Consider the following 20,946-nt stretch of genomic DNA (forward strand, 5'->3'; position numbering starts at 1 on the left):
GGTGTTCCCAGTTCGCTCGTCGGCTGTCCCGCGTTGCGGGGTGGTCCGGCTCGCTTATGAGAGTTGGTGCCCCCGCCATAGTGCACGACCTCGTGTCCCCTTGTCAGCTCGACCGTGCCCGATTCACACCGGTTCGAGCCCCCCACCCTTCCCGCGTGACGGGATTCGCACAGTCTGTTTGCCCTGTTCACGGCATTAGTCGCGAAGATTCTTCGGGGTGGAGTGTCACACCGACCCCGGTCCGCGACACCTATACCGAGAGGGGGACCCATGTCCTCCTGGCGGCGCGGGCCGCCACGGTGTTCCGGAGCTCCGTCCCGTGGGGCGGGACGCGATCGGAAGTTGTTGCCCGCCGGGCGGGAGGGACCGGGGGTCTCGCCGCTTCTCGGACTCTGTCCACAGGCGGTCTGCGCAAGGCTGCCAAGATGATCTCTTTCTCGTGCGTCCGGGTAGTCCGGTGAGTGCCGTGGCGGCGTCGGCCGCCGTGTTCCCGCGACCGCGTACGGAGTTCGCTGGCAGGGCCTCGCGCCGTCGGCTGCGGTCGATTCCGGTGCAGGCCGGTCCGGTCGTTCCGCTGGAGCTGGGCAATCCGCTCCAGCTGTCGAAGTCGATGCGGGCCCGGCTGCTCGCCGCGGTGCGCGCGTTGGTGTCGTCTCCGGCGCTGGCCGGTGCGTCGGACGGCGCGCGGTTGGCCTCGGTCGTGCTGACGGCGAAGTCGAAGGTCCGCGAGGACTACCAGGCGTCGATCTGGGCGGCGGAGCTCGGGCGGTGGCTGGGGGTCTCCCAGTCGACGGTCGCGCACACCGTGCTGCCCGAGCTGCGCGCTGCCGGGTTGCTCGGCTCGAACGTCGCGACGAACGCCTTCGGGCACGCGACGGGCCTGGAGTGCTGGGTGATCCCGATGTACCGGGCCCAGAAGGCCGGCGACCGGCGGCACGCGCTGGCGCTGTCCCGCTCGGAGCTGGCGGTGCTGCTGAGCCTGATCGAGGTGCTATTCGGTCCGGGGTGGGTGCCGAAGGACAAGGCGCCGGTCCCGGCCGGGCTGCTCGCCGGGCGTACGGGCCGGGGGGCTGCGACGGATCGGCTCGGGCTGCTGTTGATGGTGCTGACGACGGGTTCGGCGGGCTGGCTGCAGCTGTGCCCGGGGTCGGTGGACACCGGTCGTGGGCGTCCGGCGGCGACGGTCGCGCGGCTGCTGGGCTGCACGGCGGCGGCCGGGGCGAAGGTGCTCAAGCGCCTCCAGGAGCACGGGGTGGCCGACGTGGTGCGCAAGGAGACCGGCTCGGGTCTGCACGCGCAGTCGCGGGTGCGCCTGGTGCCGGTCGCCGAGGCTCACGGTGTGGCTGTGCGGGAGGCCCGCCAGGTCGCCAAGGCTCTGATTTCAGACCTCGCCGGTACTGCATCCGGAGATCTTGGGTCCGGCGAGACGGGCGAGACCCTTGTGACGACTGGGATCGAGGGTGCCGGGCAAGACGGGATCGGCGAATCAGCAGACCTCGCCGCAACTGCACAGCACCACGCTCTCCACGCTTCTGGGGTTACTCCCGGTGGGTCTCTCGCGCTCTCTGGCGGCTTTTCCGGCGAAGGCCGTGGGGCGATCGGTGGTCTGCCGGACCGCGCGTGCGTGCGCGAGGACGGCGGCCCGCTGCGCGGGGAACAGCAGGAGAAGTCCCCGGTCGTCGAAGGCATGAAGGGCGGCCTCGGGCCGGCGGTTGGCGCTCCGATGCGGGTCCTGGACGGTGAAGGTCGGGGCAGGCAGCAGCGGGGGAGGGTGCCTCTGCCTCCGGAAGATCTGCGGGTCGTCCTGGCTCCGGTCGACCTGGTGTGGGCGCGCCTGGAGCGTCCGGCCGCCCGGAAGCTGGTGGAGGCCGCCGCCCGTAGCGAGCTGGCCCGGGTGGTCGGCTTCGCCGGGCGTACGGATGCGCCGCAGGTCCTCGCCGACCGGGTCGCCCGGCGCCTGGACGACCAGATGCGGCTGGCCGGGCCGATCAAGGACCCGGTGGGCTGGCTGATCGGCCGGGGCCTGCCGCAGCGCCAGCAGTGCGGCGACACCCTGTGCGACGACGGCATGCTGCTCGACTCCGGCCGGGACTGCCCGCGCTGCGAGGACCGGCAGGTCGACCGCCGTGCCCAGCGCCACGCGGTCGCGGCCGCCGTCGACGCCGCGATGCCCGGAGCCTCCGAGGCAGAGCGTCGTACGGCCGCCGAACGGCAGCTGCACGAGAGCGTGACGGCCAGGGCGTGGGCGAAGGCCCGCGAGTGGGAGCAGTACCGCGCCCGGAAGGCCGCCGCAGCTCAGCTCCGTGCCAAAGCCGCGCAGCCGGCCCCCGGCGTCCCGGCCGCGTCGGTGACCCCGATCGTGCTGCCCGCGCCGCGTCCGGCCGCCGTTGTCCCCGCCCCGGAGCCGGAGCCCGCCGACGTCGACGACGATCAGGAGCTGGTCCTCGAGGACCTGACCCGCGAGCAGGTACGCGACTGGCGGGTGCGGGCGATGAAGGACCACCAGGTCGTCTTCGACCACATCGACCAGTACGGCGAGACGTCCGCGAGGCGCCTGTTCAGCAACCAGCTGGTTGACCAGGCACAGCGCCTGTCCGGCACCCGCCACCTGGTCCTCGGGCACACCACCTGGGGGCAGGCATGAGCGGCGGCGAGGTGTCCGGCGTCGACCTGGCCCGGGTCGCGCTGCGGGCCGCGATGGAGCAGGCCCGGAAGAACGGCGGCGGCCAGAAGACGAAGCAGAAGTCGCCGCGCGGGGTCCGTACGGTGCGCCGGGACGGTCGCGAGCCGATTGGACTGGGCGCAGCGATCGGCGCGCTGGTCACCGAGCGGGCATGGGAGCTGCCGGCCGCCGGCGCCACGCTGCGACAGCGGTGGGAGGCCATCGCCCCCGAACTCGCGGGGCACGTCGCGGCCGTGGGGTACGACGCCGACTCCGGCCAGCTCACCGTGTGCCCCGACTCGTCGGCCTGGGCGACGAAGACGCGCCTAGAGCAGATCCGCACCGTCGACGCCGCCAACAAGGCAGCGGGCCGGACGGTCGTGCGCGCCTTGCGGATCCTGGCACCAGGCTCCGTCCCCGCGTCTGAGCCGGACGACACCGCGCCGACCGGCCTGGACGCGCCGACGGGCCCGGCGAAGACCAGAGAGGCCGCGTGCAACGGCTACCACCGCGCCCTGGCCGCGCACCGTGAGGCCGCGCCGCCGTCCCGGGTGGATCCCGGAATCGCGGAGGCGGTGGAGCGGCAGAACCGTGCGATGCGCGAGCTCAGCCGGCGGGCGTTCCCCGACCCCGAGACGGTGCCGGACGGTGTGCCCGCCCCGATCGAGGTGACCCGCGCGCAGCGCCGCCGCCAGGCCGCGGCCGCCGCGCTGCGCCGGGCCCGACAAGAGCGCGCCGCCCGGGCGTCCGATATGGGGGCAACGATGCGGAGAACAGGATCCCCGGCCAGCTGGCTGATGCGACTGACCGGGGATCTGATGATCAACTACTGAACGGAACTGGTGACCAGTCCGTACACGAGGGCGGCAACGGCGATACCGACCAGGAGGGCAGCGCCCAAGCGCTCGTTCTTAAAAGCGATCCAGACAGCTCCTCCACTGAGGGAAAGCCCCACCAAGATGGTCACCACGACCACTGCGGTGGTCTCGTCGAAATGGTTACCCACGTACGGGTCCTTTCGGCTGGGGGGTCTGCTCGTTGCGACGGCCAAATCCTGGCGAGCAGACCCCCGACTCAGCTCCCGCATCGCGAGAGCCCTTGCCTTACTGACTACGAATCGCCCCAGGGTTCTGCTCACACTGCTGCGGACGGCGCACACCCGGCCTCCCCGTAGTCCGGCTTCCGGGGTGCGGCTGGCCGGTTGTGGCCCCACCGTGGGAGGCATGGGAATCGTCGTCGTCGAGGAGTCCAGCAGGCGGATGTCCGAGGACTTCGGTCCGGGGGACGCGGTCGCGTACACCGGGAAGGTGCACGCCGCGCCCGCTGATCCTGTGGTGCCCGGCGATCCGGGCGACACCACGTTCTGCGGCAAGTCGACCGAGGACATGGACAAGCGCTCGTACACCCCGAGCGGGCCCGGTGCCCCGTGGTTCCCCCGGAACAAGCGCAAATGGGTGTGCGACGACTGCGACGAGGCGCTGCGCTCCGGCTGAGCGCCTCCTAGCACGGCACCAGGCGCGATGATGGTCCGATGCACCGAGACGAGGAGCGACCCGTGGTTCGCCCGACTCCAGTTCCAGACCGACGGCCCCGTCGTCGAGGGCGAGTGTGCCGTCCCGGACACGCGCAGGACCGGCACAGGGAATGGATCGGGCTCTACGGCACCGGCCCGGCCGTGGTGATCCAGCTTATCGAGGAGACCGACGGCCGCGAGCGGGTGCACAGGAAAGGGACCGCCCAAGGCGAGACCGAGGGCCCGACGAGCTGACCGTCCGGGCGGACCCGCGAGGTGATGTGCGGGAAACATGTCCCCCATGCCCAACACCCTGTTGACCTTGCTGGTGGCCGCCGTCACCGCCATGGTGACCACCCTCGCGGTCGGTCTGTTCGTCACCCCGCGCATGGAGGCCCGCAAGAAACGGCTGGGCAAGGTCCACACCGCCCGCGACACCTTCGGCGCGAGCATGCTGCGCGTCATCTCCGCCTGCTCCCTGCTGCAGAAGATCGAGCTACCGTCGGCCGACGATCCCAACTGGACGCCCGTCATGCGTGAACGGGTGATGAACGAGCGCAACCGCTGGTGGCAGCAGCTCGACGAGACCACCGTGTGGCTCCTCGACGTACGCCGGCAGCTACCCAAACTCCCGCATCATCCGACTCGCCATCGACTACGCGAGCCAGGCGCGTGCGGTCGTGCTGTCCGAACGGGAGGAGATCACCAAGGTGGAACTGCTGCTCGCGCTGACTGTGCCGGTTCAGCGGCACTTCTTCGGGTGGCCCTGGGCACGTGCCCGGCACGCCGTCGCCGATCACCACGCCTTCGCCGAGACCGTCGCCCGCATCAGCGGCGAGCCCAGCACTCCGTAAGCCCTGCACTGTCTGCGGACACGAGGCGGAGCAGCGAGAGAATGCACCGACGATCGGACCGAGTGAGTCGGAGGCCTGATGGGCGCACCACCGAAGATGTCAGCACGCGACGCGTTCAACCTGAACATGCAGGACGCCGAGATGCTGGTCGAACTCGCCAAGTTGCTGAGCAACCAGCGAGTTCGAAGGATGCGCGTCGAGCTCAGGCAGCGTCTGGGAAGCGCGTTGTCCCTTCCACAGAAGTACTGGGACGACCTTGAGTGCCTGGAGAACGAGCGCGTGTTCGTCACCTTCAAGCCGGGACATGCCGAGTGGCGTGAGCGTCTAGACGAGCCCAATCTCAGGCCACTCCTTCGGCAGGCACTTGTCGCGGCCTGCGCCGCAATCGAGACCTTCTGCGCCGACCGCGTCATGGAGCTCTACCCCGCCGCCATAAAGCAGGACCAGCCACCCAGCCGCCTGCTGGAACTCTCACTCACCGTCGACGACTACCTGGCGATCGAGAAGAAGTACACGAAGAAGGCATGGGGACTTCGCCAGGTCGTCGAACTCGAAGTCCGTCAACGGGCGAGCCCCGCACCTGCGCAGATCGGCCAGCTCTTCTCTCTCGTCGATAAGAAGAAGCTCTTCACTCAGGTTGACAAGATCCGCAAGGTCGCGAAGGAGACCTCGACGCAAGAGCTGGACCGAATCGTCGAGCGGCGCAACCTCATTGCACACACGGGCGATCGAAGCGGCAGGGGCCGCGCCGCGATCAGCGTTGCCGAGGTTGAAGCAGACCTTGCCATCATCGTGGAGATCATCGACGCGCTCGATCAACTGACCCAGGACTGAACGGAGCTAGGGCGTCTGTGTGGTCAGATCGCGCTGCTCGCCTCGTGAGGTGGCCGAGGGTATTGAGGACCTTACGAGCGCAGGGCCGCTTCAGCCTGTGGTTGGTAGGGGTCAGTGCTTGATCCGGTGGGGGGTGGCGGCAGGGGGTCACAGGTCGGGCGGGGACGCCCCGGAGGGCCTGGCGGCCCTCCGGGGTGGTCTGGCGGGCGCCTTCGGCGCGTTCACCGCCAGACCACCCAGCGCGAGCGCGGGACGTCGCCGCGGCGATGGACCGCGCCCGCGCCCTGGCACGGGGCGAAGCATCCACCAGCTGAACCGGCGGGAGCAGACACACGGCCCCGGCAACGAGGCTGTCAGCGATCATCCCGCGCGCGAAGGTCATCGGCCCATACGGAGTCGACTTCCCTACGCTGCTGCACGAGTACGAACGCCGGAGAAGGTCGGAGTGGCGCCGTGACGGTCGTCACATTTTTGGGGTCTGGCATGGAGACTTGAAGGCATTTTCAGACCCCCGTTGAAGCGACCATCCAGTCACCCATTGTCGCAGCACAGCAACCCCTCCGAGCGCGGCCCAAACGACGACCGGCGCTGGTTATTTGCGCCTTCCTGCATGTGACTTGTGAGGGGCAGTCGTGCGCACCGGGCGTGTGACCTGCGGTTTGATAGTGCACAGACGCGGGAGAGGCCGCCCCCTGGTCCGGGGCGACCTCTCGTACTCCGCGTCTCGTCCGAGCAATCAGCCGACAACTACGGAGATTCCATCGTGTCAGATCGCCCCACCCCCGAGGAGCCGGACCTGTTCCGGATCCGTAAGCCGTCACCCGGCCTGGCCGGTGTCTCCGGCCTGGCTCTGGTACAGGCCGCAGACCTCGCGGGGCTCGTCCCCGAGGGCCTTACGGCAGGGTTGATGCTCGCCGGGGCAGCCGCCCTGGCCCTGCTCAAGGGATGCGTCCACCGCGGATGATGACCTGAACACTCTGCGGGGGTCCGCACCGGGCCCCCGCACCTCACCCGAGTTGAGGAAGGCGCAGTACGGGCCGGAGTCAGTTCACGCGGTTGCCGAGGAGGGCGAGGCCGGCCGCTGCCGCGCGGTGCTGGTAGGCCCGCAGCCCCCGGGGCGCCACGAGCCCGGGTGCGGCGACCACTGCCGAGCACCCCTCGCCACACCCGGAAAGCTGGCCGGTCCACGGCGGCCACGACCACACCACCGGGTGCGGGCCGTCTCCGGGCGCCACGGCCCGCGCCTCCACCGGACCCGACACAGTATCGCTCGCGCGTTCCATATCAGTCTGTCTCTGCGTGCCGCAGGCGGGAGACCGTCACGACCTGATGCCGGGTGCTGCCCGCCATCACCTCCGCCTGCGCGTGACCCGCCGCGACGTACCGGGTGCCGTCGCGGGTCGCTTCGAGATGCCGGGGCTCGTCGTCGACCAGGAGCGCGGCCGCATCCGCCGCCAGCGGCGCAGTGAGCCGCTGAGACAAGGCGCGGCGGCCGCCCGGCAGCTCGACCACGAGTGCGCGCGGACGTGAGCGGGGGCCGGTGTAGCCGACCACCGGCGCATCAAGCGGTTCCGAATGCCTCACCTTGATCCAGATCCGGGACGGCCGGTAGAGACTCGACCCCGGCTTGCAGACCAGACCCTCGATGTTCAGCAGCCGCAGGCTCTCGTACCAGTCACGAGCCGTCTCCACGTTATCCGTCGCGGGCACCGCCTGAATCGGAGGCCCGAGATCGCCGAGCACGTCCAGGAGCCAGCCCCTACGGACGACGTACGGCCGTCCCCGAAGGTCACCGTGGACAGGGTGGCCGATGCAGTCCCACACCGGATACGAGGCGGGCAGCTCCACGGCGAGCGCGCGGGCCCGCGCCGGCGTCGACGCTGCCCGCGACTGCACCGCGCTCCAGTCCAGCGCACCGCCCCGCCAGATCACCAACTCGCCGTCCAAGACCGTGCCCGGCCGCAACGCCATCCCGGCCAGCGCGACATCAGGCCACATCGCGGTGATGTTACGCCCCGAACGCGAGAACAGCCGGGCCCCGTCGGCGTCCCGGACCAGTACGGCCCGGTGCCCGTCGAAATTTGGGCTCGTACCACCAGCCCGGCCCGACGGGGAGTACGGGAGCCGACGTGGCCAGAGCGACCCGAACAGGCAGTTCCATGAACTCACGGTAAGCCGGGCAGAGCACGAACCGCCCGCCGAGCGGAAAAGGCCGCCACCTGCGGCAGGTCCGAGCACACACGTGAAGGTACGGGCCTTTGCCCGCAAATGGGCTTTATGTCGGTCTCGACCCAGTTTTCCCCGCGCCCCCTCCATGGCCCGTGCGCCCCCTCCATGGCGCCTGCCGCCCCATGGCTGGGCATCATCCTGGCGGTCTGGCCAGGCACTTTGCTGCCGGATGCCCTCGGAAAGACTTCGAACCCGTTGAGAATCCGTCCGGCGAAGCGGTATTGCCCTGCACGTCACGCACTCGTTTGACCAGCGGCAATCCGACTCCAGCACAGAGGAACCGGCCATGCGCCCCCTAGTGCGTATGTGAGCCACCCGATGCGCGCGCATTGCTCCCTATGCTTCGAAGCAGGCAACGAGAAGTCCTCTGAGCGCCGCGACCGGCCGAGCCGCTCGCCTCCCGCGGGATCCGGAACCCGCGGGGCGAGGAGCCGAGCATCGCGTGTTTCCGCATATGAGGTGGCCTGCCCGTTCGTCTCTTGGCGGGGTCCGACGGGCAGGCCGGCAGCCCTTAGGAGGGCCTAACAATGACGGTACAGGTCAGCGCAAGCGCCCTCGTGATCCTCGTGATCGCCGGGGCCGTGGGGATCATGGTCTACCGGTGGAGCCAGCGCAGGAACGAGGCCGGAGTGCCGCAGGAGAGGGGAGACCTGGGGCAGGCGATCGGCGCCGCGGCCGCCGTCGGGGCTCTGCTCGCCGCAGTGCTCGCGCTCCCCGGAAATCCGGCGGCGGCCGACCCGGCCGTACCCGACCCCACGACGCCCCGGTCCTCGGCCACGTCGCCTGGCCCGTGATCCCCGCCGCTCCGCCTCTCCTCCTTCGCGAAGGGCGGCGTGACGGCGAGCGGACCGCTCGACGACGGGATCCGCTCGCTGTCGGGTTGGTTCGCGTGCACACGCGAACCAACCGATCCGAACGCGTCGGCCTGCCGGCGGCGGCCCGGCCGACACTCCTGCGCTGGCTGTGTCATTTTCCGTGGACGTCGTTTCTCGTTGATTCCGGGAGCCGTTGCGAATCGAGCGGAAGCGGATTCCCCCTCAGCCAACGACGGACTGCCTCCGCCTCCGCCTTACGCCCGATCTTCTCAAGCAGATCCGCCTGTAGGCCCAGCAAGGCGTGAAGTCGCAGGAGTACGGACGGCGCTGTGGCGACGTGACTGCGGTAGAGCTCCACAGCTTCCCCCGTCGCGCGTAGCGCCCGGGAGAAGTCGCCCTCCGCTGCCAGAAGCATCGCGAAGACAGTGAGCGAGGTGGCGAGGTCGGGTTCGTGGGCGGCCGGGTTGCCCTGCGCCAGTCGACGCCGGATCTCCACCGCCGTCTCGGTCGCGGTCAGGGCCTCGCTCCACCGCCCCGCTTGTGTCAGCTGGTTGCCGAGGTTAGACAGCGAGCGCGCGAGGTCGGGTTCGTAGGCGGCCGGATCGCCCTGCACCAGCCGACGCCGGATCTCCACCGCCTCCTGCTCGGCGGTCAGGGCATCGCTCCACCGCCCCGCCTCCGCCAGCCGGTTGCCGAGGTTAGACAGCGAGCGCGCGAGGTCGGGTTCGTAGGCGGCCGGATCGTCCTGCACCAGCCGACGGCAGATCTCCACCGCCGTCTCGGTCGCGGTCAGGGCATCGCTCCACCGCCCCGCCCGCGCCAGCCGGTTGCCGAGGTTAGACAGCGAGCGCGCGAGGTCGGGTTCGTAGGCGGCCGGATCGTCCTGCACCAGCCGACGCCGGATCTCCACCGCCTCCTGCTCGGCGGTCAGGGCATCGCTCCACCGCCCCGCCTCCGCCAGCCAGATACCGAGGTTGGACAGCGAGGCGGCGAGGTCGGGTTCGTAGCCGGCCGGATCGCCCTGCACCAGCCGACGGCAGATCTCCACCGCCGTCTCGGTCGCGGTCAAGGCTTCGCCCCACCGCCCCGCCTCCGCCAGCCAGATACCGAGCCTGGACAGCGAGCGCGCGAGGTCGGCTTCGTAGGCGGGGTTACCCGCGGCACGTTGCAGGTGGGCATGAGAGAGAACGGTGGTGAGGCGCAGGGCAAGGGGGGCGATGATGCGGGATGGGTAGGGGAGTGCGTCTGCTGCGGTCTGGACGCCTTGGTAGGTCAGGGGAGTGGTGTCCAGGGCTGTGTTCAGGGTGTGGAGGACTTGTTCGCTGGCTCTCGTGCGGCCGGTGTTGTAGTGAGCTATGACGGCGCGGGCCAGGACAGTGATGAGCTGGGCTTGTTGTCCGGGCGTTGCTGCGCCGAGCAGGGCGGGCAGCGGGATGTCGTCTTCGGTGAGGGTGTGGGAGGCGTGGTATTCGGCGATGCGGTCGGGTTGGAGGGAGCCCCAGTAGCGGTCGCCGTCGGCCGGGTACAGGGAGGCGAGCCAGGCGGCGGCGGGTGCCGTCTGGTGGGCGGGCAGGCCGGGCAGGGTCGTGATGACGCGCAGAGCCTCGTCTTTCGTGGCGGCGCCGCACAGGGCGGCCACTGCCACGGCGGCGCCGAGGGTGGGGGCGGGCAGGCCGAGTCTGTAGGCGGGTGAATTGGCGCTGGCTTCCCAGAAGCGGTCCTCGTGTTTGAGGAGGGTGCGTTCCGGTGGGGTGCCGGGGGTCGCGTCGACGGGGCGCGGTCCGTGCTGCAGGAGGCCGACCAGGGCGGTCATCTGCAGGGTGAGGACGTTGTCGTAGCGATGGTCGTGCAGGTCTGCAGGGGGGCGGAGTGTGCCGGCCAGGGATGTCCACTCGTGTGCGGGCAGGTTGGGGAGCAGCGGCAGCAGGAGAGAGAGGTCATGGGCGGCGTGGTGGAAGGCGTCGTGCCGGTCGTGGGCGGTGTGGCTGGTGGGGATGAGCGGGGCGAGGGGGATGACCGGGGCTTCTTCGAGAAGGTCTCGTACGTTGGCGGTGGCTTGGAGGGAGCCGGTGCGCCATTGTCCGTCGGAGCGTGCGAGCAGTAACACGCGCAGGCGGTGGCGGGAGCGGTGCAGGTGGGTGAGGAGGCGGCGGAGCAGGCGGGGGCGGGTCTCGGCGTAGTCGACGACCAGGAGCAGTGGGAGGGATGTGGTGAGGGTGGTGAAGTCGGGTGGGGCGGTGTCCGGGGTGGGGTCGTCGGTGAGGTCGGGGCTGAGGTGTCCGGTGACCCAGCCGCGCCAGCCGAGGGTGTCGGTGAGCCGGCGGGCGAGGCGGGTTTTGCCTTGTCCTCCGGGGCCGGTCAGCACGCGGACCTGGATGGCGGGCGGGCCGTTCTCGCACCATGCGTGCAGGTCGGCGAGTTCGCTTTCGCGTCCGTGGAAGGTGACGGCTTCGGCGTCGGCGCGCAGGAGGGCGGCGGGGGAGCGGAGGTTGCGGTCGACGGCGGCGGGGGTGAGCAGGGCGGCGGGTTCGACCGGTTCGAGGACGGGTTCCCAGCCGGTGTGTTCGGTGATGAGGGTGCGGAAGGCGTCGTCGTCGAGGAGGCGGGCGGCGGGGGTGGCGGTCAGGCGGGTGCCGTTGTCGGCTTGGCGGTCGCGGCGCATGACGCCGCACATCAGGTCTGAGCCGTAGCCGTCGTCGGTGAGGACGGCGGCGCCGGATATGCCTGACCAGCGGGTCCCGCTGCCGGGGCTTTCTGTTGCGGGGGTGGGGGTGGTGCTGGTGAGTTCGTAGCGGCCGGCCAGGGAGCCGGTACCTGGGGCGATAAGGCCGGCGAACTGTTCATCCAGCCGTCGGCCGTCTGTGGTGTCTTTCTGCAGGCGGGGGAAGCCGCTTGCGGTGACCGGGTGGGGGCGGGTTCCGATGATGAGGCCGTAGCGCTGGGGTGGCCGGGTGAGCAGGTCACTGAGGGACTGCGGTGCCTGCCAGTCGTGGCCGTCAGTGATCTCGATCAGGGCGCCATCCACGGTGGCGTCCTTGCGCTGCCAGCGCACCACCGCAGGGAACTCCTTCCTCCCGGTGTCTGGCAGACTCACCGTCACCGGATTGACGGCGGCCGGGTCCACGTGGTCCAGAACGTGGGCGGCGGTCAGCACCAGGCGCGGCCCCACCAGGTAGCCGGAGCCGAACCCCTTTTTCCGCTGCCCCCTATCCAGCCGGTCCACCCGGATCTGCACCCGCCGGTCGAACTCCACCAGCCCTCCCCCTCCCCCCGCTTCTTTGCTGCCGCCTCCGGCACGTGCCTGGAGGGTCTACTCCTCGTCACTGACGTCGATGTCGCCACCTCCGGGCCGGTGCGGGGTCAGCTTCACGGTCACGGTGTGGGTGGCCTTGCTGCCGCTTTCCTTCTTGCCGCCCAGGCTGATCACGCTCCAGCGCAGTCCGCCGTTGACGCCCTTGGTGCCGGTCAGTTCCAGGCCGAGGTCCAACGTGATCTCCCCCAGCGTGAACAACACTCCCCGGTCCCCCCGGCCCGCGGGGTCGGCGATCCGGTCCTGGGCCTCGGCGACCTGGTCACGCAGCAGCGTGATCGCGTCCGCCAGGTCCATCCACTCCTGATCCGAACCGCTTGTGTTACCCACCACAGTCCCCCTCCACAGCTCTCCCTCGTCTCCTGCCCGGCAGGAGACGCATCCGGCTACTTCTCCCGGCGTAAATTGGCAGAAACCACGTCACGGCAGTCGCGTTCCCGGGAGCCTGTCGCACTCCGGCCCGCCGACGCTCCGGCAGGGCGCCCTTGAGGCGTTGCCCTCCTACAGGTTCGTCCTCCGTCTCGCCGTCGGCATCAGGGGGCCATGCGCAGTTCGTTGAGGATCTGTTCCAGGCGCCTTCGGACGTGGGGATTCGCTGCCTGGCCGAGTTCGTGCTCGAGGGCGGTGAGGAGCTCGTTGGCGGTGGACGGGACCCGCTCGTCGAGCAGGCGGACGGTATGGACGGCGCCTTCGACGAAGCCCGTGGCGTGGACAGCCTTCATGATTCGGCTGCGTACCGTGTCGACGACTTCGCACTCCCGGCTGTACTGCGCGATGTAACGGGCGGCGAGGTACTGGCCGAAGGGGTCTCGCACCAGGGTCCAGCGGGGCTCGGTGTCGGAGGTTGTGGTCGGTGCCGGACGGACGGGGAAGTCCGACTCGGAGAACAGGGCCAGGAGTTCGTCGGTGAGCCAGAAGCCGTATCTGTCGGGGGCGGTGTGGCGCAGTGCCCGGCCCAGTGCGGTGGTGAAGTCGTGATCGGTCATGTCGGGTTTGCCGCCGGGCCGGATGACGAACTGGTAGGCCAGGCGGCACACGATCTGGCCGAGCTCCTCGGGTCCGATGGCGGAGCGGGAGATGCCCCGATACAGCTCACGGTCGCCGAAGAGCAGCGTGTAGGTGCTGTTGTAGAGGTCGATCAGCCGGTGCGGGAGATGGCCTTGGCGTTCGTAGACGGCGGCCATCTGGGTGAGGAGTAGCGGGTTGGTGACCAGGGAGGTCATCTCGGGGGAGGAGGTGACTTCGGTGAGTAGTCGTTCGGTGTCGGACAGGGGCATGTGGGTGGCGTGTGCCCACTGGGAGAGGTAGGTGCGGATGTCGTCCGGCGTGAACGCGTCGATCGTGTGCGGGGCGAATCCGCGTGCCAGCAGGCCGGAGACGGAGGTGCCGGGGCGGCTGAAGACGACGACGGTGGCTTGGGGGTAGGTCGTTGCGAATGTGGTCACGTCGGCTTGGGCGCGGTCGCGGTCGCGGACGGGCAGTTCGTCGAGGCCGTCGAAGATGATCAGGGTGCGGCGCTCGGTGAGGAGGAGTTCGAGCGTCTCGTAGGACATCTCCAGGTCGTGGCGCAGCCCGACCGAGTCGGCGATGAGGCGTTCCAGGGTGTGCGGCCGGCCGGTGTGCTGGCGCAGGGGGACGGTGAAGGCGACGTCCAGCCGAGCGTCGTCGTGTGTGGTGGCGATGTCGTAGCAGATGCGGTCTGCCAGGACTGTCTTGCCGGTTCCGGCGCCGCCGAGGACGAGGATCTGGCGGTGGTCGGCGGCGATGTCCTGCCAGGGTGCGCGCCAGGCGCCGGGCAGGGTTTCTTCGGTGGCGGTCAGGTGCTGGGGGATGTAGAGCTCGTCGGGGGCGGAGAGCCGCCGTTCACGGCCGCGAAATGTCATGGGGCTGGCGCCGGACCACTGGCTGCCCAGCAGGCGGCTGCGGTAGCTGTCGAGGAAGTCGCTGGTGTAGACGTCCAGGAAGCGGGCGACGTGTGTGCCGTCGGGGTCGTCGCCCGCCTTCTCGCAGTGCTGGCGGGCGAACAGTTTGAGCAGGTCGTGGTAGCGGAAGTGGGTACCGTCGCTCGTCTCGACGAGTTGGGCGTCGACCAAGAGTTCCAGCAGTTCCTCCGCCTGGGCCTCCGGCACTTGGAGGAACACGCCGGCGTGCCGGGCTTGAAAGCGGCTGAGCGGCAGTTGGGACAGGGCGCGGAAGGCGTGAGCCTCGGCCTCGTGCAGGCCGCGGTAGCTGATCTCGAAGCTGCCGCGGACGTCGCGGGAGCCGTCGGCGAGTTTCGCGAGCCTGGTGCGTTCGTCGGTGAGTACGCCGGCGAGCTTGCCGACGGTCCAGTGGGGCTTCCGTTTGAGGAGGGCTCCCGCGATGCGCAGGGCCAGGGGGAGGCGGCCGCACTGCTGGACGAGCGTGCGGGCGGCGTTCTCGTCGTCGGCGCCGGGCCAGCGGCGCTGGGATACCTCGGCGAGCAGGGTCAGGGATTCGGCCTCGCTCATCAGGTCCAGGTGGTGGAGCTGGACGCCGTCGATCTCTGACAGGGGGATGCGGGAGGTGACAAGGACCAGGCAGGCGGCTGTGGCGGGGATCAGGTCCACGACCTGGTCCGCCGACTGTGCGTTGTCGAGGAAGATCAGGCAGCGGCGCCCGTCGAGGAGGGAGCGGTAGCGCTGGGGGAGGTCCTGGGTGCCGAGCGGGACACTGAGGGTGGCGGGGTCGAGATCGGCGACGAACCGCTGCAGGATCTGTGTGGCGGTGGGCCGTTCGCCGTTCTGTTCGCCCAGGTCGGCGTAGAGCTGGACCTCGTCGAAGCGCCCAGTCAGCCGGTGCGCCATGTGCACGGCCAGGGCGGATTTGCCGACGCCCGGGGTGCCATACAGGTCGATGACGTGAGGCCCGGGCCTGTCGTTGCCGATCAGGGACGCGACCGCGGTGATGTGGTCCGCGCGCCCGCTGAAGTCCTTCGTGCCCTGGGGGAGCTGGCGCAGGGACCGGGTGGGGCCGGGTGCGGAGGTGAAATAGATCGGTGCGTAGTTGTCGCGGAGGACGTTGACCTGTCGGGCGTGGCCGGTGGCGAGCGCCATGGTGGCCGGCCGGGGCGGACGGCGTCTAGGAAAACGAAATGGGCCCACTGTTGTTTCCGCTGACATTGACCTGCTTGGCGTTGCCGCTCGCGTGGGCGATCAGCGTCTGCGTGGCAGGGTCACTCTGGGCTGCGGTCACCAGGGCTTCAAGGGTGGCGGCGAATTCCGCATCGCTCTCCAGCTCGCGACGCAGATGGCCGGCGACGGCGGCCTGCACGTCCTCGTCTCCCGGACTCGCCTCCAGCTCGTCCAAGGCAGCGCTCTGCGCGTCGGAACGGCGCAACCGCTGCCGGACGGCCTGCGCGACACTCTGGATCTTCAGCCAGGCGGCCTTCCCGGCCTCCAGCGCGGCGCCCTCCCCGAACTTCGTCGCAACCAGTGCCACCGCAACGACACTTAACGTCGCTGGATCCATGCTCGCTCGCCTCCCCCACGCGTCCCCACGACACGGTCCTGCCCCCACGCTAGCGGCGCGAAGCGTGCTCCGGCAGCGAAACAGTCACAGCCGCCTCCTGCCCAGCGCAGCCGTCGCGGCTCACGCATCGAGCTCACGCCACAAGACATTGGAATCAGCCAGCTTCTCGCACGCTGCTGTTGTGACCGGCACGAGGCCTACGCCCCTTCGGCGCATGGCCGGACGCGCCGGCGATTGTTCATCGAGCCGGCCTCGCCACTCGAACGAGTGACAGCTCCCATGTTGTGCAACTGCCGCAGGCGCCTGGCAGTCCTCCACGTACAGCACCGTTGATTCCACTGTGGAGGAGCATCCTCTTGCGTAAGCGTTCCATCCTGGCCGTAGCCGTCACCGCCGGCACTCTCGCCGCCCTGGTACCCGCCGTGTCGGCCCAGGCGGCCGAGTACAGCTCGGCACTCAAGGTCCGCGGCGTGCAGTACGACGCACCCGGTAGGGACTCCAACAACTGCTCCACCGGCAATACGGCCACCGAGTACCTGACGGTCAAGAACTACTCCTCCACCGCGACCGTCAACCTCAAGGGCTACGCCGTCAAGGACGCCACCGGCAACCACTTCACCTTCCCCGCCAACCACTACCTCGAGCCCGGCGACTACGTGAAGCTGCGCGGCGGCCACGGCAGCGACTCCGACAAGTACAACGTGGTCTACCGCGACAACTGCAACTTCCTGTGGAACAACGACCGCGACACCATCTACCTGTACAAGCCCTCCGGCAGCCGCGCAGACGTCCACTCCTACACCAAGAGCGGATCCGACCCCGACGGCGACGGATACATCCGCTACCACAACTGAGCCGGCTGAAGCCGGTCGCTGCAGTGCCCAACGGAGGGCTTGTGGCGGGAGCTGGACCCGGACGGTTCGGCGATGCCCACGGCCCTTTCCGCCGCCATGTCGAGGAGCGGACGGACAAGGCCCATGCCGCAGTCGGTCCGAAGCTGGTTCCGGTGCTCACCGACTGGCTCAACGGCACCATGCCGGACGGGCCCTACCCGCACCGCGAGCTGGCTGGCTGGCTGGCTGGCAAGGACCGCCCCGCGCGCTGACGAGGCACGCCCGGGTGGATGGGCTTGGGCTGAGCGGTCGTCTCTACCGGAGGTCCTGAGGCGCCCCACTGACTCTGCAGCCCGGCGGGGGCTTGTTCTGCAGGGAGCTCCATCAGCGGAAGCAGCGCGGCGACGGCTTGCGACGACCGCTTGCTGCTCGGCCGCAGCCAAGTCGACGATGGGGCTAGAGTTTTGAAGGTGACGTGTTGTCTGAGGTGAGGGGCGCTCGTGGCTGGGCTTGTCCGGAAGCAGCATGTGGATGCCTATGTGGGGTTTCACGCCTTCGGGCTGCAGGAAAGCGATGACGCCGACCTGCCCGTCCCGTTCCCGGACGACTTCGACTTCGATGCTTTTCTCAGTACTCATCCCGGGCGGCTGGACATCACCAGCGGCGGTCACACCCACACCGCCGCTGTCGCGGTCGAGGTGTGGGACGGTCCTCCGGCAGCGCCGGATCCGGCCGGCTGGGACGAGCAGGCCGAAGCCGACTTCGTCTCCACCAGTGGTGAGGTGGCCGTGTGGTCCATGCACACCGGCCGCTCTGATGCCCTGATCACGCTGGCTGATGTCGGCGGATCGTGGCGGGTGCGTGTCAGCTGTGCGGGCCGCGCCGCCGCTGCGGCTCTGTCGGAGGGCGAGGGCACCGGACATGGTGTCGAGCGCTACCTCGTGCAGTTCTGGCCGGCCCGATCGTGAACAGACGGCGGCAGCGGGCCCCGGTCCATGGCCGCTGCCGCCGCATTCTGAACTGGATCAGCTGACGATCTTTACGATGAAGCCGTCGAGGTCGTTCTTGCCGTCGAGGCCGTCGAGGATGCGGTTCTTGGCGTAGAAGCTCTTCAGAATGAGCCCGCCTGCCCGGTTGTCGTCCTTCGCGATCGGCTTCGCGGAGAAGTTGAACTTCTTCGCTTCCGCGTCGTAGTGGCTCTCCGCGGCCCCCTCATAGGTGCTCGCGAAGGGGTACTCGTCGCACTCCTTCGTCCCGCCGGCGGTGTAGTTGGCTCCCCAGTAGCGCTTGCACTGCTTGACCGCTTCTCCGCGGTTCTTGTCGTTGCGGGCCTCGCTCACCGTCCGGTGCAACGGATCCTTGGCCGTCTGACCGGGCACCTTCTTCGCCGACATGTACGGCTTGGTGTCCTCCGGGACCAGGAACGCCTGCCTGATGTGCTGGGCCTCGGCGCGCTCGGCGGCTCCCGCCTTGGCGCTCAGGGTGAGCGTCGGCACGTAGCTGAAAGTGGCCGCGCCCTTCTTGTCCGGCTTGCCGCCGCCGGTGGAGTTGGCCAGGTACGGCGCAGTCTCCCAGCGTGGTGCGAGCATGAACAGCTTGCCGCCCCGGTTCCCGCTCAGCGTCCACCCCGCGGGCGGGGTGTAGCTGATGGCCGGCTCGTACACCGCGAAGAGCAAGTCCGTCTTGCCCTTCAAACCCGTTCCCTTCTGGCCCTGCCCCGGCTTGGCGTTCACCGTCTCGCTGAACGTGCGCAGCGCCTTCAGCTGGGTGAACGTCTGCGTGCCCGGCTTGTTGCCGCCCCGGGTCTAACGTGCTCCGGCCGGCCAGCTCTGCGGAATGTTGCCCTTCGTCGTGATCGGCATCGTGGCCGCGCCGGTCGTGCCGGTCGTGACGAAGTCGGTGAAGTAATACTGGAAGTTGATCGTGCGGCTGTTCTTGGCGATCGTGCCGACCACCCGGACGTTGAACATGCTCTCGCCGACGGGCTGGTTGTTGCGCACCCAGGTCTGCAGGAACGACGCCCCGTTGCACACCGCGAAGCGGGACTTCACGTAGAACGCCTTGCTGCTGCCCAGTCCTTTCTTGCATTGCTCGAACGTCATCGTCCGCGCGGGTTCCGGGGCAGTGGTCGCCATCGGTCCTACCGACGGCCTTTCCAGCTTCTGCTCCGCAGGCGCCGGGGCTCCGGATGCCCTGCGGGACAGCGGCGCGTACGAGGCCGCCGGCCCCACCGTCTCCGCGGCCAAGCCCACCCCGGGCTCGGACTGACCCGCCAGCTGCCGCAGCCGCTCCATTCCCCGCCCGCTCTGCAGGTCCTCTAGCGAGGGCTTCGCGGCTCCGACCGGGAGCACATACGACTCCACCCGCAGATCATCCGAACCCTTGTCCGCCGCCTGCGCGGTGGTCAGGCAGCCGCCGAGCACCGTCATCGCGACGGCGCCCGTACACAGCAGTTCTCGTATTCTCATTTTGTGTCCCCGTGTTTGACGCAAGGTCAGAATAGGCGTGGACACCTTTGGTTGGCGTGTCCACGCCGAACTGATGCGATCAAAACACGAGGCACTGACATCGAGCCTCCCAATAACGACCCTGGGCGCGCCCGGATCCCCAGACCGGGGCCGGTGCTGTCCGGCGACGGTGGGCGTCACGCTGGTCAGGGTGTGGGCTGCAGTTCCATGGGGATCCCGGGTCTGGCTGCGGTGCTGAGCAGGCGGGTGAGGGCGGGAAGAGCGTGGATCGCGGTGTCGGCGTGTGCCGTGACGAGCGCACGGATGTCGGCGGGCAAGGTGATGTCGTCGCGGGTGGTGGCCAGGGTGTGCATGCCTGCGGCGTGCTTGGCCTCGGCGGTGGCGAACTCTCCAAGCTCCTGGCGCGGGTCGCGCGAGGACGATGCAGAAGCATGGGATGAGCCAGGTCACCGGCTGGTGTCCCCTTGGCACAACACGACATCAGCGTGCTCTCGCATGAGCTGCAACTCGCGTACAACCAGACCTCTGTTTCGCGCATCTGAATCATCGGCCACGTCACAGGTTCACCTTCGACCAAGGAGAAGTCATGCGCAGTATCCGCCGGATCTTCAGCGTGGGAGCGGCCGCGCTCGTGCTCGGGGCAGGGCTCGTAGCTGGTTCCACCGTGGCTGCTCAGGCGGCGGAGTCGGACTGCGTGGGAGGTGCGAAGGGTTTCACCGACATCCCGGACAGTCTCAGCGGTCGCGGAGTGGCGGGGGCGGGAGCAGTGATAGTCAACTTCGGCGGCAAGCCGTACGCCATCGCTTCGTACGAGATGCACACTGGCAACGTTGGCGGCAGAGCGATGGGGTGGGGCGTCTTGAGCACCAGCTCCAGCACTTGGGGCGGTGGTGCCAGGGGATGGGTCTGGATGGATGTCACCAACGACGGCAAGAATTCGTGGATCCAGTGCGGCCCATTCACGACCACCGCGAGCGGCGCCAGGATCACGACCCCGGCCTACCCGACCAGCAACTCTGCGAGTCGGGCCTTCCGTGTCTGCGCGCAGGTGACCACCCCCTCCCCCGTCAGCGGCATCACCTGCACCCCTTGGTGGTAATCCCCGGCCCTCACCCCGTAGGTCCGCCCGACTACCCAGCGTCTGGGGAGTACCACAAGTCCTGTCATCGACTATGCGGCCGACGGCTCCAGAATCAGGATGCGGCCATCGGCTGCACTGACAGGGGCGCGCCCGGCCGTAAGTTGCCGGGCGCGCCCCTGTCGTTGTCGGGGTGTGCGTGTGGTGTGGGGTCAGTGGTGGCGGCCGCCGCCGTTGTTGTGGTGCCCGCCGCCGCCGTGGTGCTGGCCCCAGGAGTCGCTGTCGATGTAGCGGCCGCGGTCGTTGCGGAGGGTAGCGGTGTCGGAGCGGTTGTCCCAGACGTAGCGGCGGCTGTCCTGGTACAGGTCGGTGTCGGTGTCGCGGCCGCGGCCGGTGTGGATACGGACCGTGGTACGGCCCTCCAGGCGGTAGTCCTCGAAGGTGTAGGTGTGGCCGTCCTCGTCCTCGAGGGTCCAGCCGTCGAGGTTGACGCTGCGGCGGGCGTTGTTGGTGATCTCCACCCACTCCCGGTTCAGGGAGCGGTTGGAGCGGTCGTCGTAGCCGGGGGAGTCGTACTGGACATCCGAGATCTTCACCCTCGACCGCTCGGGCCGGGCGTGGTCGGCGGCCGACGCCGGCAGCGTGACCATGGAGACCACAGCGCCGGCGGCGAGGGCAGCGGCGACGAGACTGCGAGCGGTGACAGAAGCGGAAGCGGACATGAGTCCCCCTCAGGGTGCAGACACCCTCCCCCGACAGCCTGAACAGGCCCCGGGATCCGGTGTGGTGTGCGTCGGCAGCCGGCTGGCCGCACACACACCTTGTCCACACCACGGATCACTCAGGGAGAGAACATGGCCT

At 69.3% G+C, this 20,946-nt stretch carries 21 protein-coding genes; 11 read left to right on the plus strand and 10 right to left on the minus strand.

Annotation, left to right across the window (positions count from 1 at the left end; translation table 11 throughout):
- The first annotated feature begins 457 nt into the window (after nt 1–457).
- Together ACZ9QC_RS42900 and ACZ9QC_RS42905 are read left to right on the plus strand one after the other, a co-directional pair.
- Nucleotides 458–2,644, plus strand: a complete 2,187-nt coding sequence (locus tag ACZ9QC_RS42900; protein ID WP_472918090.1) for a hypothetical protein — start codon at nt 458–460, stop codon at nt 2,642–2,644.
- Nucleotides 2,641–3,495, plus strand: a complete 855-nt coding sequence (locus tag ACZ9QC_RS42905; protein ID WP_472918091.1) for a DciA family protein — start codon at nt 2,641–2,643, stop codon at nt 3,493–3,495. The genes ACZ9QC_RS42900 and ACZ9QC_RS42905 overlap by 4 nt, the downstream gene beginning before the upstream one ends.
- Here the strand turns inward: ACZ9QC_RS42905 and ACZ9QC_RS42910 are convergent.
- On the minus strand, nt 3,489–3,668 hold the full coding sequence (locus ACZ9QC_RS42910; protein WP_472918092.1) for a hypothetical protein: 180 nt from the start codon (nt 3,666–3,668) through the stop codon (nt 3,489–3,491). The genes ACZ9QC_RS42905 and ACZ9QC_RS42910 overlap by 7 nt on opposite strands.
- A 217-nt stretch (nt 3,669–3,885) precedes the next feature.
- Between ACZ9QC_RS42910 and ACZ9QC_RS42915 the strand changes: the two genes are divergently transcribed.
- From ACZ9QC_RS42915 to ACZ9QC_RS42930, 4 genes are all read left to right on the plus strand, one after another.
- Nucleotides 3,886–4,155 carry a hypothetical protein gene (locus tag ACZ9QC_RS42915; protein WP_472918093.1) on the plus strand — a complete coding sequence of 90 codons (270 nt, stop codon included), beginning with the start codon at nt 3,886–3,888 and terminating at the stop codon, nt 4,153–4,155.
- A 700-nt stretch (nt 4,156–4,855) separates the two neighbouring features.
- The gene (locus ACZ9QC_RS42920) at nt 4,856–5,029 is read left to right on the plus strand and encodes a hypothetical protein (protein WP_472918094.1); all 174 of its coding nucleotides are present in this window, start codon (nt 4,856–4,858) and stop codon (nt 5,027–5,029) included.
- 78 nt (nt 5,030–5,107) lie between these two features.
- Nucleotides 5,108–5,863: a HEPN domain-containing protein gene (locus tag ACZ9QC_RS42925; protein ID WP_472918095.1), complete on the plus strand. Its 756-nt coding sequence runs from the start codon at nt 5,108–5,110 to the stop codon at nt 5,861–5,863.
- 763 nt (nt 5,864–6,626) lie between these two features.
- A complete protein-coding gene (locus ACZ9QC_RS42930) occupies nt 6,627–6,827 on the plus strand; it encodes a hypothetical protein (RefSeq protein ID WP_472918096.1) in 201 nt (66 codons plus the stop codon).
- A 320-nt stretch (nt 6,828–7,147) separates the two neighbouring features.
- Here the strand turns inward: ACZ9QC_RS42930 and ACZ9QC_RS42935 are convergent, their stop codons facing one another.
- Nucleotides 7,148–8,422, minus strand: a complete 1,275-nt coding sequence (locus ACZ9QC_RS42935) for an ATP-dependent DNA ligase (RefSeq protein ID WP_472918097.1) — start codon at nt 8,420–8,422, stop codon at nt 7,148–7,150.
- A gap of 197 nt (nt 8,423–8,619) precedes the next feature.
- Here ACZ9QC_RS42935 and ACZ9QC_RS42940 point away from each other — a divergent pair, with 197 nt between their 5' ends.
- Nucleotides 8,620–8,886, plus strand: coding sequence for a hypothetical protein (locus ACZ9QC_RS42940; RefSeq protein WP_472918098.1), 267 nt, complete (start codon nt 8,620–8,622; stop codon nt 8,884–8,886).
- Between the two features lie 172 nt (nt 8,887–9,058).
- Here the strand turns inward: ACZ9QC_RS42940 and ACZ9QC_RS42945 are convergent, their stop codons facing one another.
- From ACZ9QC_RS42945 to ACZ9QC_RS42960, 4 genes are all read right to left on the minus strand, one after another.
- Entirely contained in the window at nt 9,059–12,160 is a 3,102-nt protein-coding gene (locus tag ACZ9QC_RS42945) for a tetratricopeptide repeat protein (protein WP_472918099.1), read from the minus strand.
- A 57-nt stretch (nt 12,161–12,217) separates the two neighbouring features.
- A complete protein-coding gene (locus ACZ9QC_RS42950; RefSeq protein WP_472918100.1) occupies nt 12,218–12,514 on the minus strand; it encodes a trypco2 family protein in 297 nt (98 codons plus the stop codon).
- 236 nt (nt 12,515–12,750) lie between these two features.
- Nucleotides 12,751–15,291 (minus strand): NACHT domain-containing protein, encoded by a 2,541-nt coding sequence (locus ACZ9QC_RS42955; protein ID WP_472918101.1) that lies wholly within the window; start codon nt 15,289–15,291, stop codon nt 12,751–12,753.
- 25 nt (nt 15,292–15,316) lie between these two features.
- Nucleotides 15,317–15,706, minus strand: coding sequence for a hypothetical protein (locus tag ACZ9QC_RS42960; RefSeq protein WP_472918102.1), 390 nt, complete (start codon nt 15,704–15,706; stop codon nt 15,317–15,319).
- Between the two features lie 356 nt (nt 15,707–16,062).
- Between ACZ9QC_RS42960 and ACZ9QC_RS42965 the strand changes: the two genes are divergently transcribed.
- The 3 genes from ACZ9QC_RS42965 (at nt 16,063) to ACZ9QC_RS42975 (ending at nt 17,507) form a co-directional block, all read left to right on the plus strand.
- Nucleotides 16,063–16,560, plus strand: a complete 498-nt coding sequence (locus ACZ9QC_RS42965) for a lamin tail domain-containing protein (RefSeq protein ID WP_472918103.1) — start codon at nt 16,063–16,065, stop codon at nt 16,558–16,560.
- Between the two features lie 41 nt (nt 16,561–16,601).
- Nucleotides 16,602–16,811: a hypothetical protein gene (locus ACZ9QC_RS42970; protein ID WP_472918104.1), complete on the plus strand. Its 210-nt coding sequence runs from the start codon at nt 16,602–16,604 to the stop codon at nt 16,809–16,811.
- A 228-nt stretch (nt 16,812–17,039) separates the two neighbouring features.
- Nucleotides 17,040–17,507, plus strand: a complete 468-nt coding sequence (locus tag ACZ9QC_RS42975; protein ID WP_472918105.1) for a hypothetical protein — start codon at nt 17,040–17,042, stop codon at nt 17,505–17,507.
- 57 nt (nt 17,508–17,564) lie between these two features.
- Here ACZ9QC_RS42975 and ACZ9QC_RS42980 read toward each other — a convergent pair whose 3' ends face one another.
- From ACZ9QC_RS42980 to ACZ9QC_RS42990, 3 genes are all read right to left on the minus strand, one after another.
- Nucleotides 17,565–18,233, minus strand: coding sequence for a NucA/NucB deoxyribonuclease domain-containing protein (locus tag ACZ9QC_RS42980; RefSeq protein ID WP_472918106.1), 669 nt, complete (start codon nt 18,231–18,233; stop codon nt 17,565–17,567).
- A 111-nt stretch (nt 18,234–18,344) separates the two neighbouring features.
- Complete coding sequence (locus tag ACZ9QC_RS42985) at nt 18,345–18,968, minus strand: hypothetical protein (protein ID WP_472918107.1); 624 nt, start codon at nt 18,966–18,968, stop codon at nt 18,345–18,347.
- 224 nt (nt 18,969–19,192) lie between these two features.
- Entirely contained in the window at nt 19,193–19,360 is a 168-nt protein-coding gene (locus ACZ9QC_RS42990; RefSeq protein ID WP_472918108.1) for a hypothetical protein, read from the minus strand.
- 233 nt (nt 19,361–19,593) lie between these two features.
- Between ACZ9QC_RS42990 and ACZ9QC_RS42995 the strand changes: the two genes are divergently transcribed.
- Nucleotides 19,594–20,106 (plus strand): hypothetical protein, encoded by a 513-nt coding sequence (locus tag ACZ9QC_RS42995; RefSeq protein ID WP_472918109.1) that lies wholly within the window; start codon nt 19,594–19,596, stop codon nt 20,104–20,106.
- Between the two features lie 191 nt (nt 20,107–20,297).
- On the opposite strand, the gene ACZ9QC_RS43000 is transcribed toward ACZ9QC_RS42995, so the two are convergent.
- A complete protein-coding gene (locus ACZ9QC_RS43000; RefSeq protein WP_472918110.1) occupies nt 20,298–20,807 on the minus strand; it encodes a lamin tail domain-containing protein in 510 nt (169 codons plus the stop codon).
- Between the last annotated feature and the right edge of the window lie 139 nt (nt 20,808–20,946).

It is taken from the genome of Streptomyces sp. HUAS MS02 (genome assembly GCF_055702265.1).

Coding starts and splice junctions, on each gene's coding strand:
- ACZ9QC_RS42905 (WP_472918091.1), top strand. CDS start 2,641: ATGAGCGGCGGCGAGGTGTCCGGCGTCGACCTGGCCCGGGTCGCGCTG.
- ACZ9QC_RS42915 (WP_472918093.1), top strand. CDS start 3,886: ATGGGAATCGTCGTCGTCGAGGAGTCCAGCAGGCGGATGTCCGAGGAC.
- ACZ9QC_RS42925 (WP_472918095.1), top strand. CDS start 5,108: ATGGGCGCACCACCGAAGATGTCAGCACGCGACGCGTTCAACCTGAAC.
- ACZ9QC_RS42935 (WP_472918097.1), bottom strand. CDS start 8,422: ATGCGCGCGCATCGGGTGGCTCACATACGCACTAGGGGGCGCATGGCC.
- ACZ9QC_RS42940 (WP_472918098.1), top strand. CDS start 8,620: ATGACGGTACAGGTCAGCGCAAGCGCCCTCGTGATCCTCGTGATCGCC.
- ACZ9QC_RS42950 (WP_472918100.1), bottom strand. CDS start 12,514: ATGGACCTGGCGGACGCGATCACGCTGCTGCGTGACCAGGTCGCCGAG.
- ACZ9QC_RS42955 (WP_472918101.1), bottom strand. CDS start 15,291: ATGGCGCTCGCCACCGGCCACGCCCGACAGGTCAACGTCCTCCGCGAC.
- ACZ9QC_RS42960 (WP_472918102.1), bottom strand. CDS start 15,706: ATGGATCCAGCGACGTTAAGTGTCGTTGCGGTGGCACTGGTTGCGACG.
- ACZ9QC_RS42985 (WP_472918107.1), bottom strand. CDS start 18,968: ATGACGGTGCTCGGCGGCTGCCTGACCACCGCGCAGGCGGCGGACAAG.
- ACZ9QC_RS42990 (WP_472918108.1), bottom strand. CDS start 19,360: ATGCACACCCTGGCCACCACCCGCGACGACATCACCTTGCCCGCCGAC.
- ACZ9QC_RS42995 (WP_472918109.1), top strand. CDS start 19,594: ATGCGCAGTATCCGCCGGATCTTCAGCGTGGGAGCGGCCGCGCTCGTG.
- ACZ9QC_RS43000 (WP_472918110.1), bottom strand. CDS start 20,807: ATGTCCGCTTCCGCTTCTGTCACCGCTCGCAGTCTCGTCGCCGCTGCC.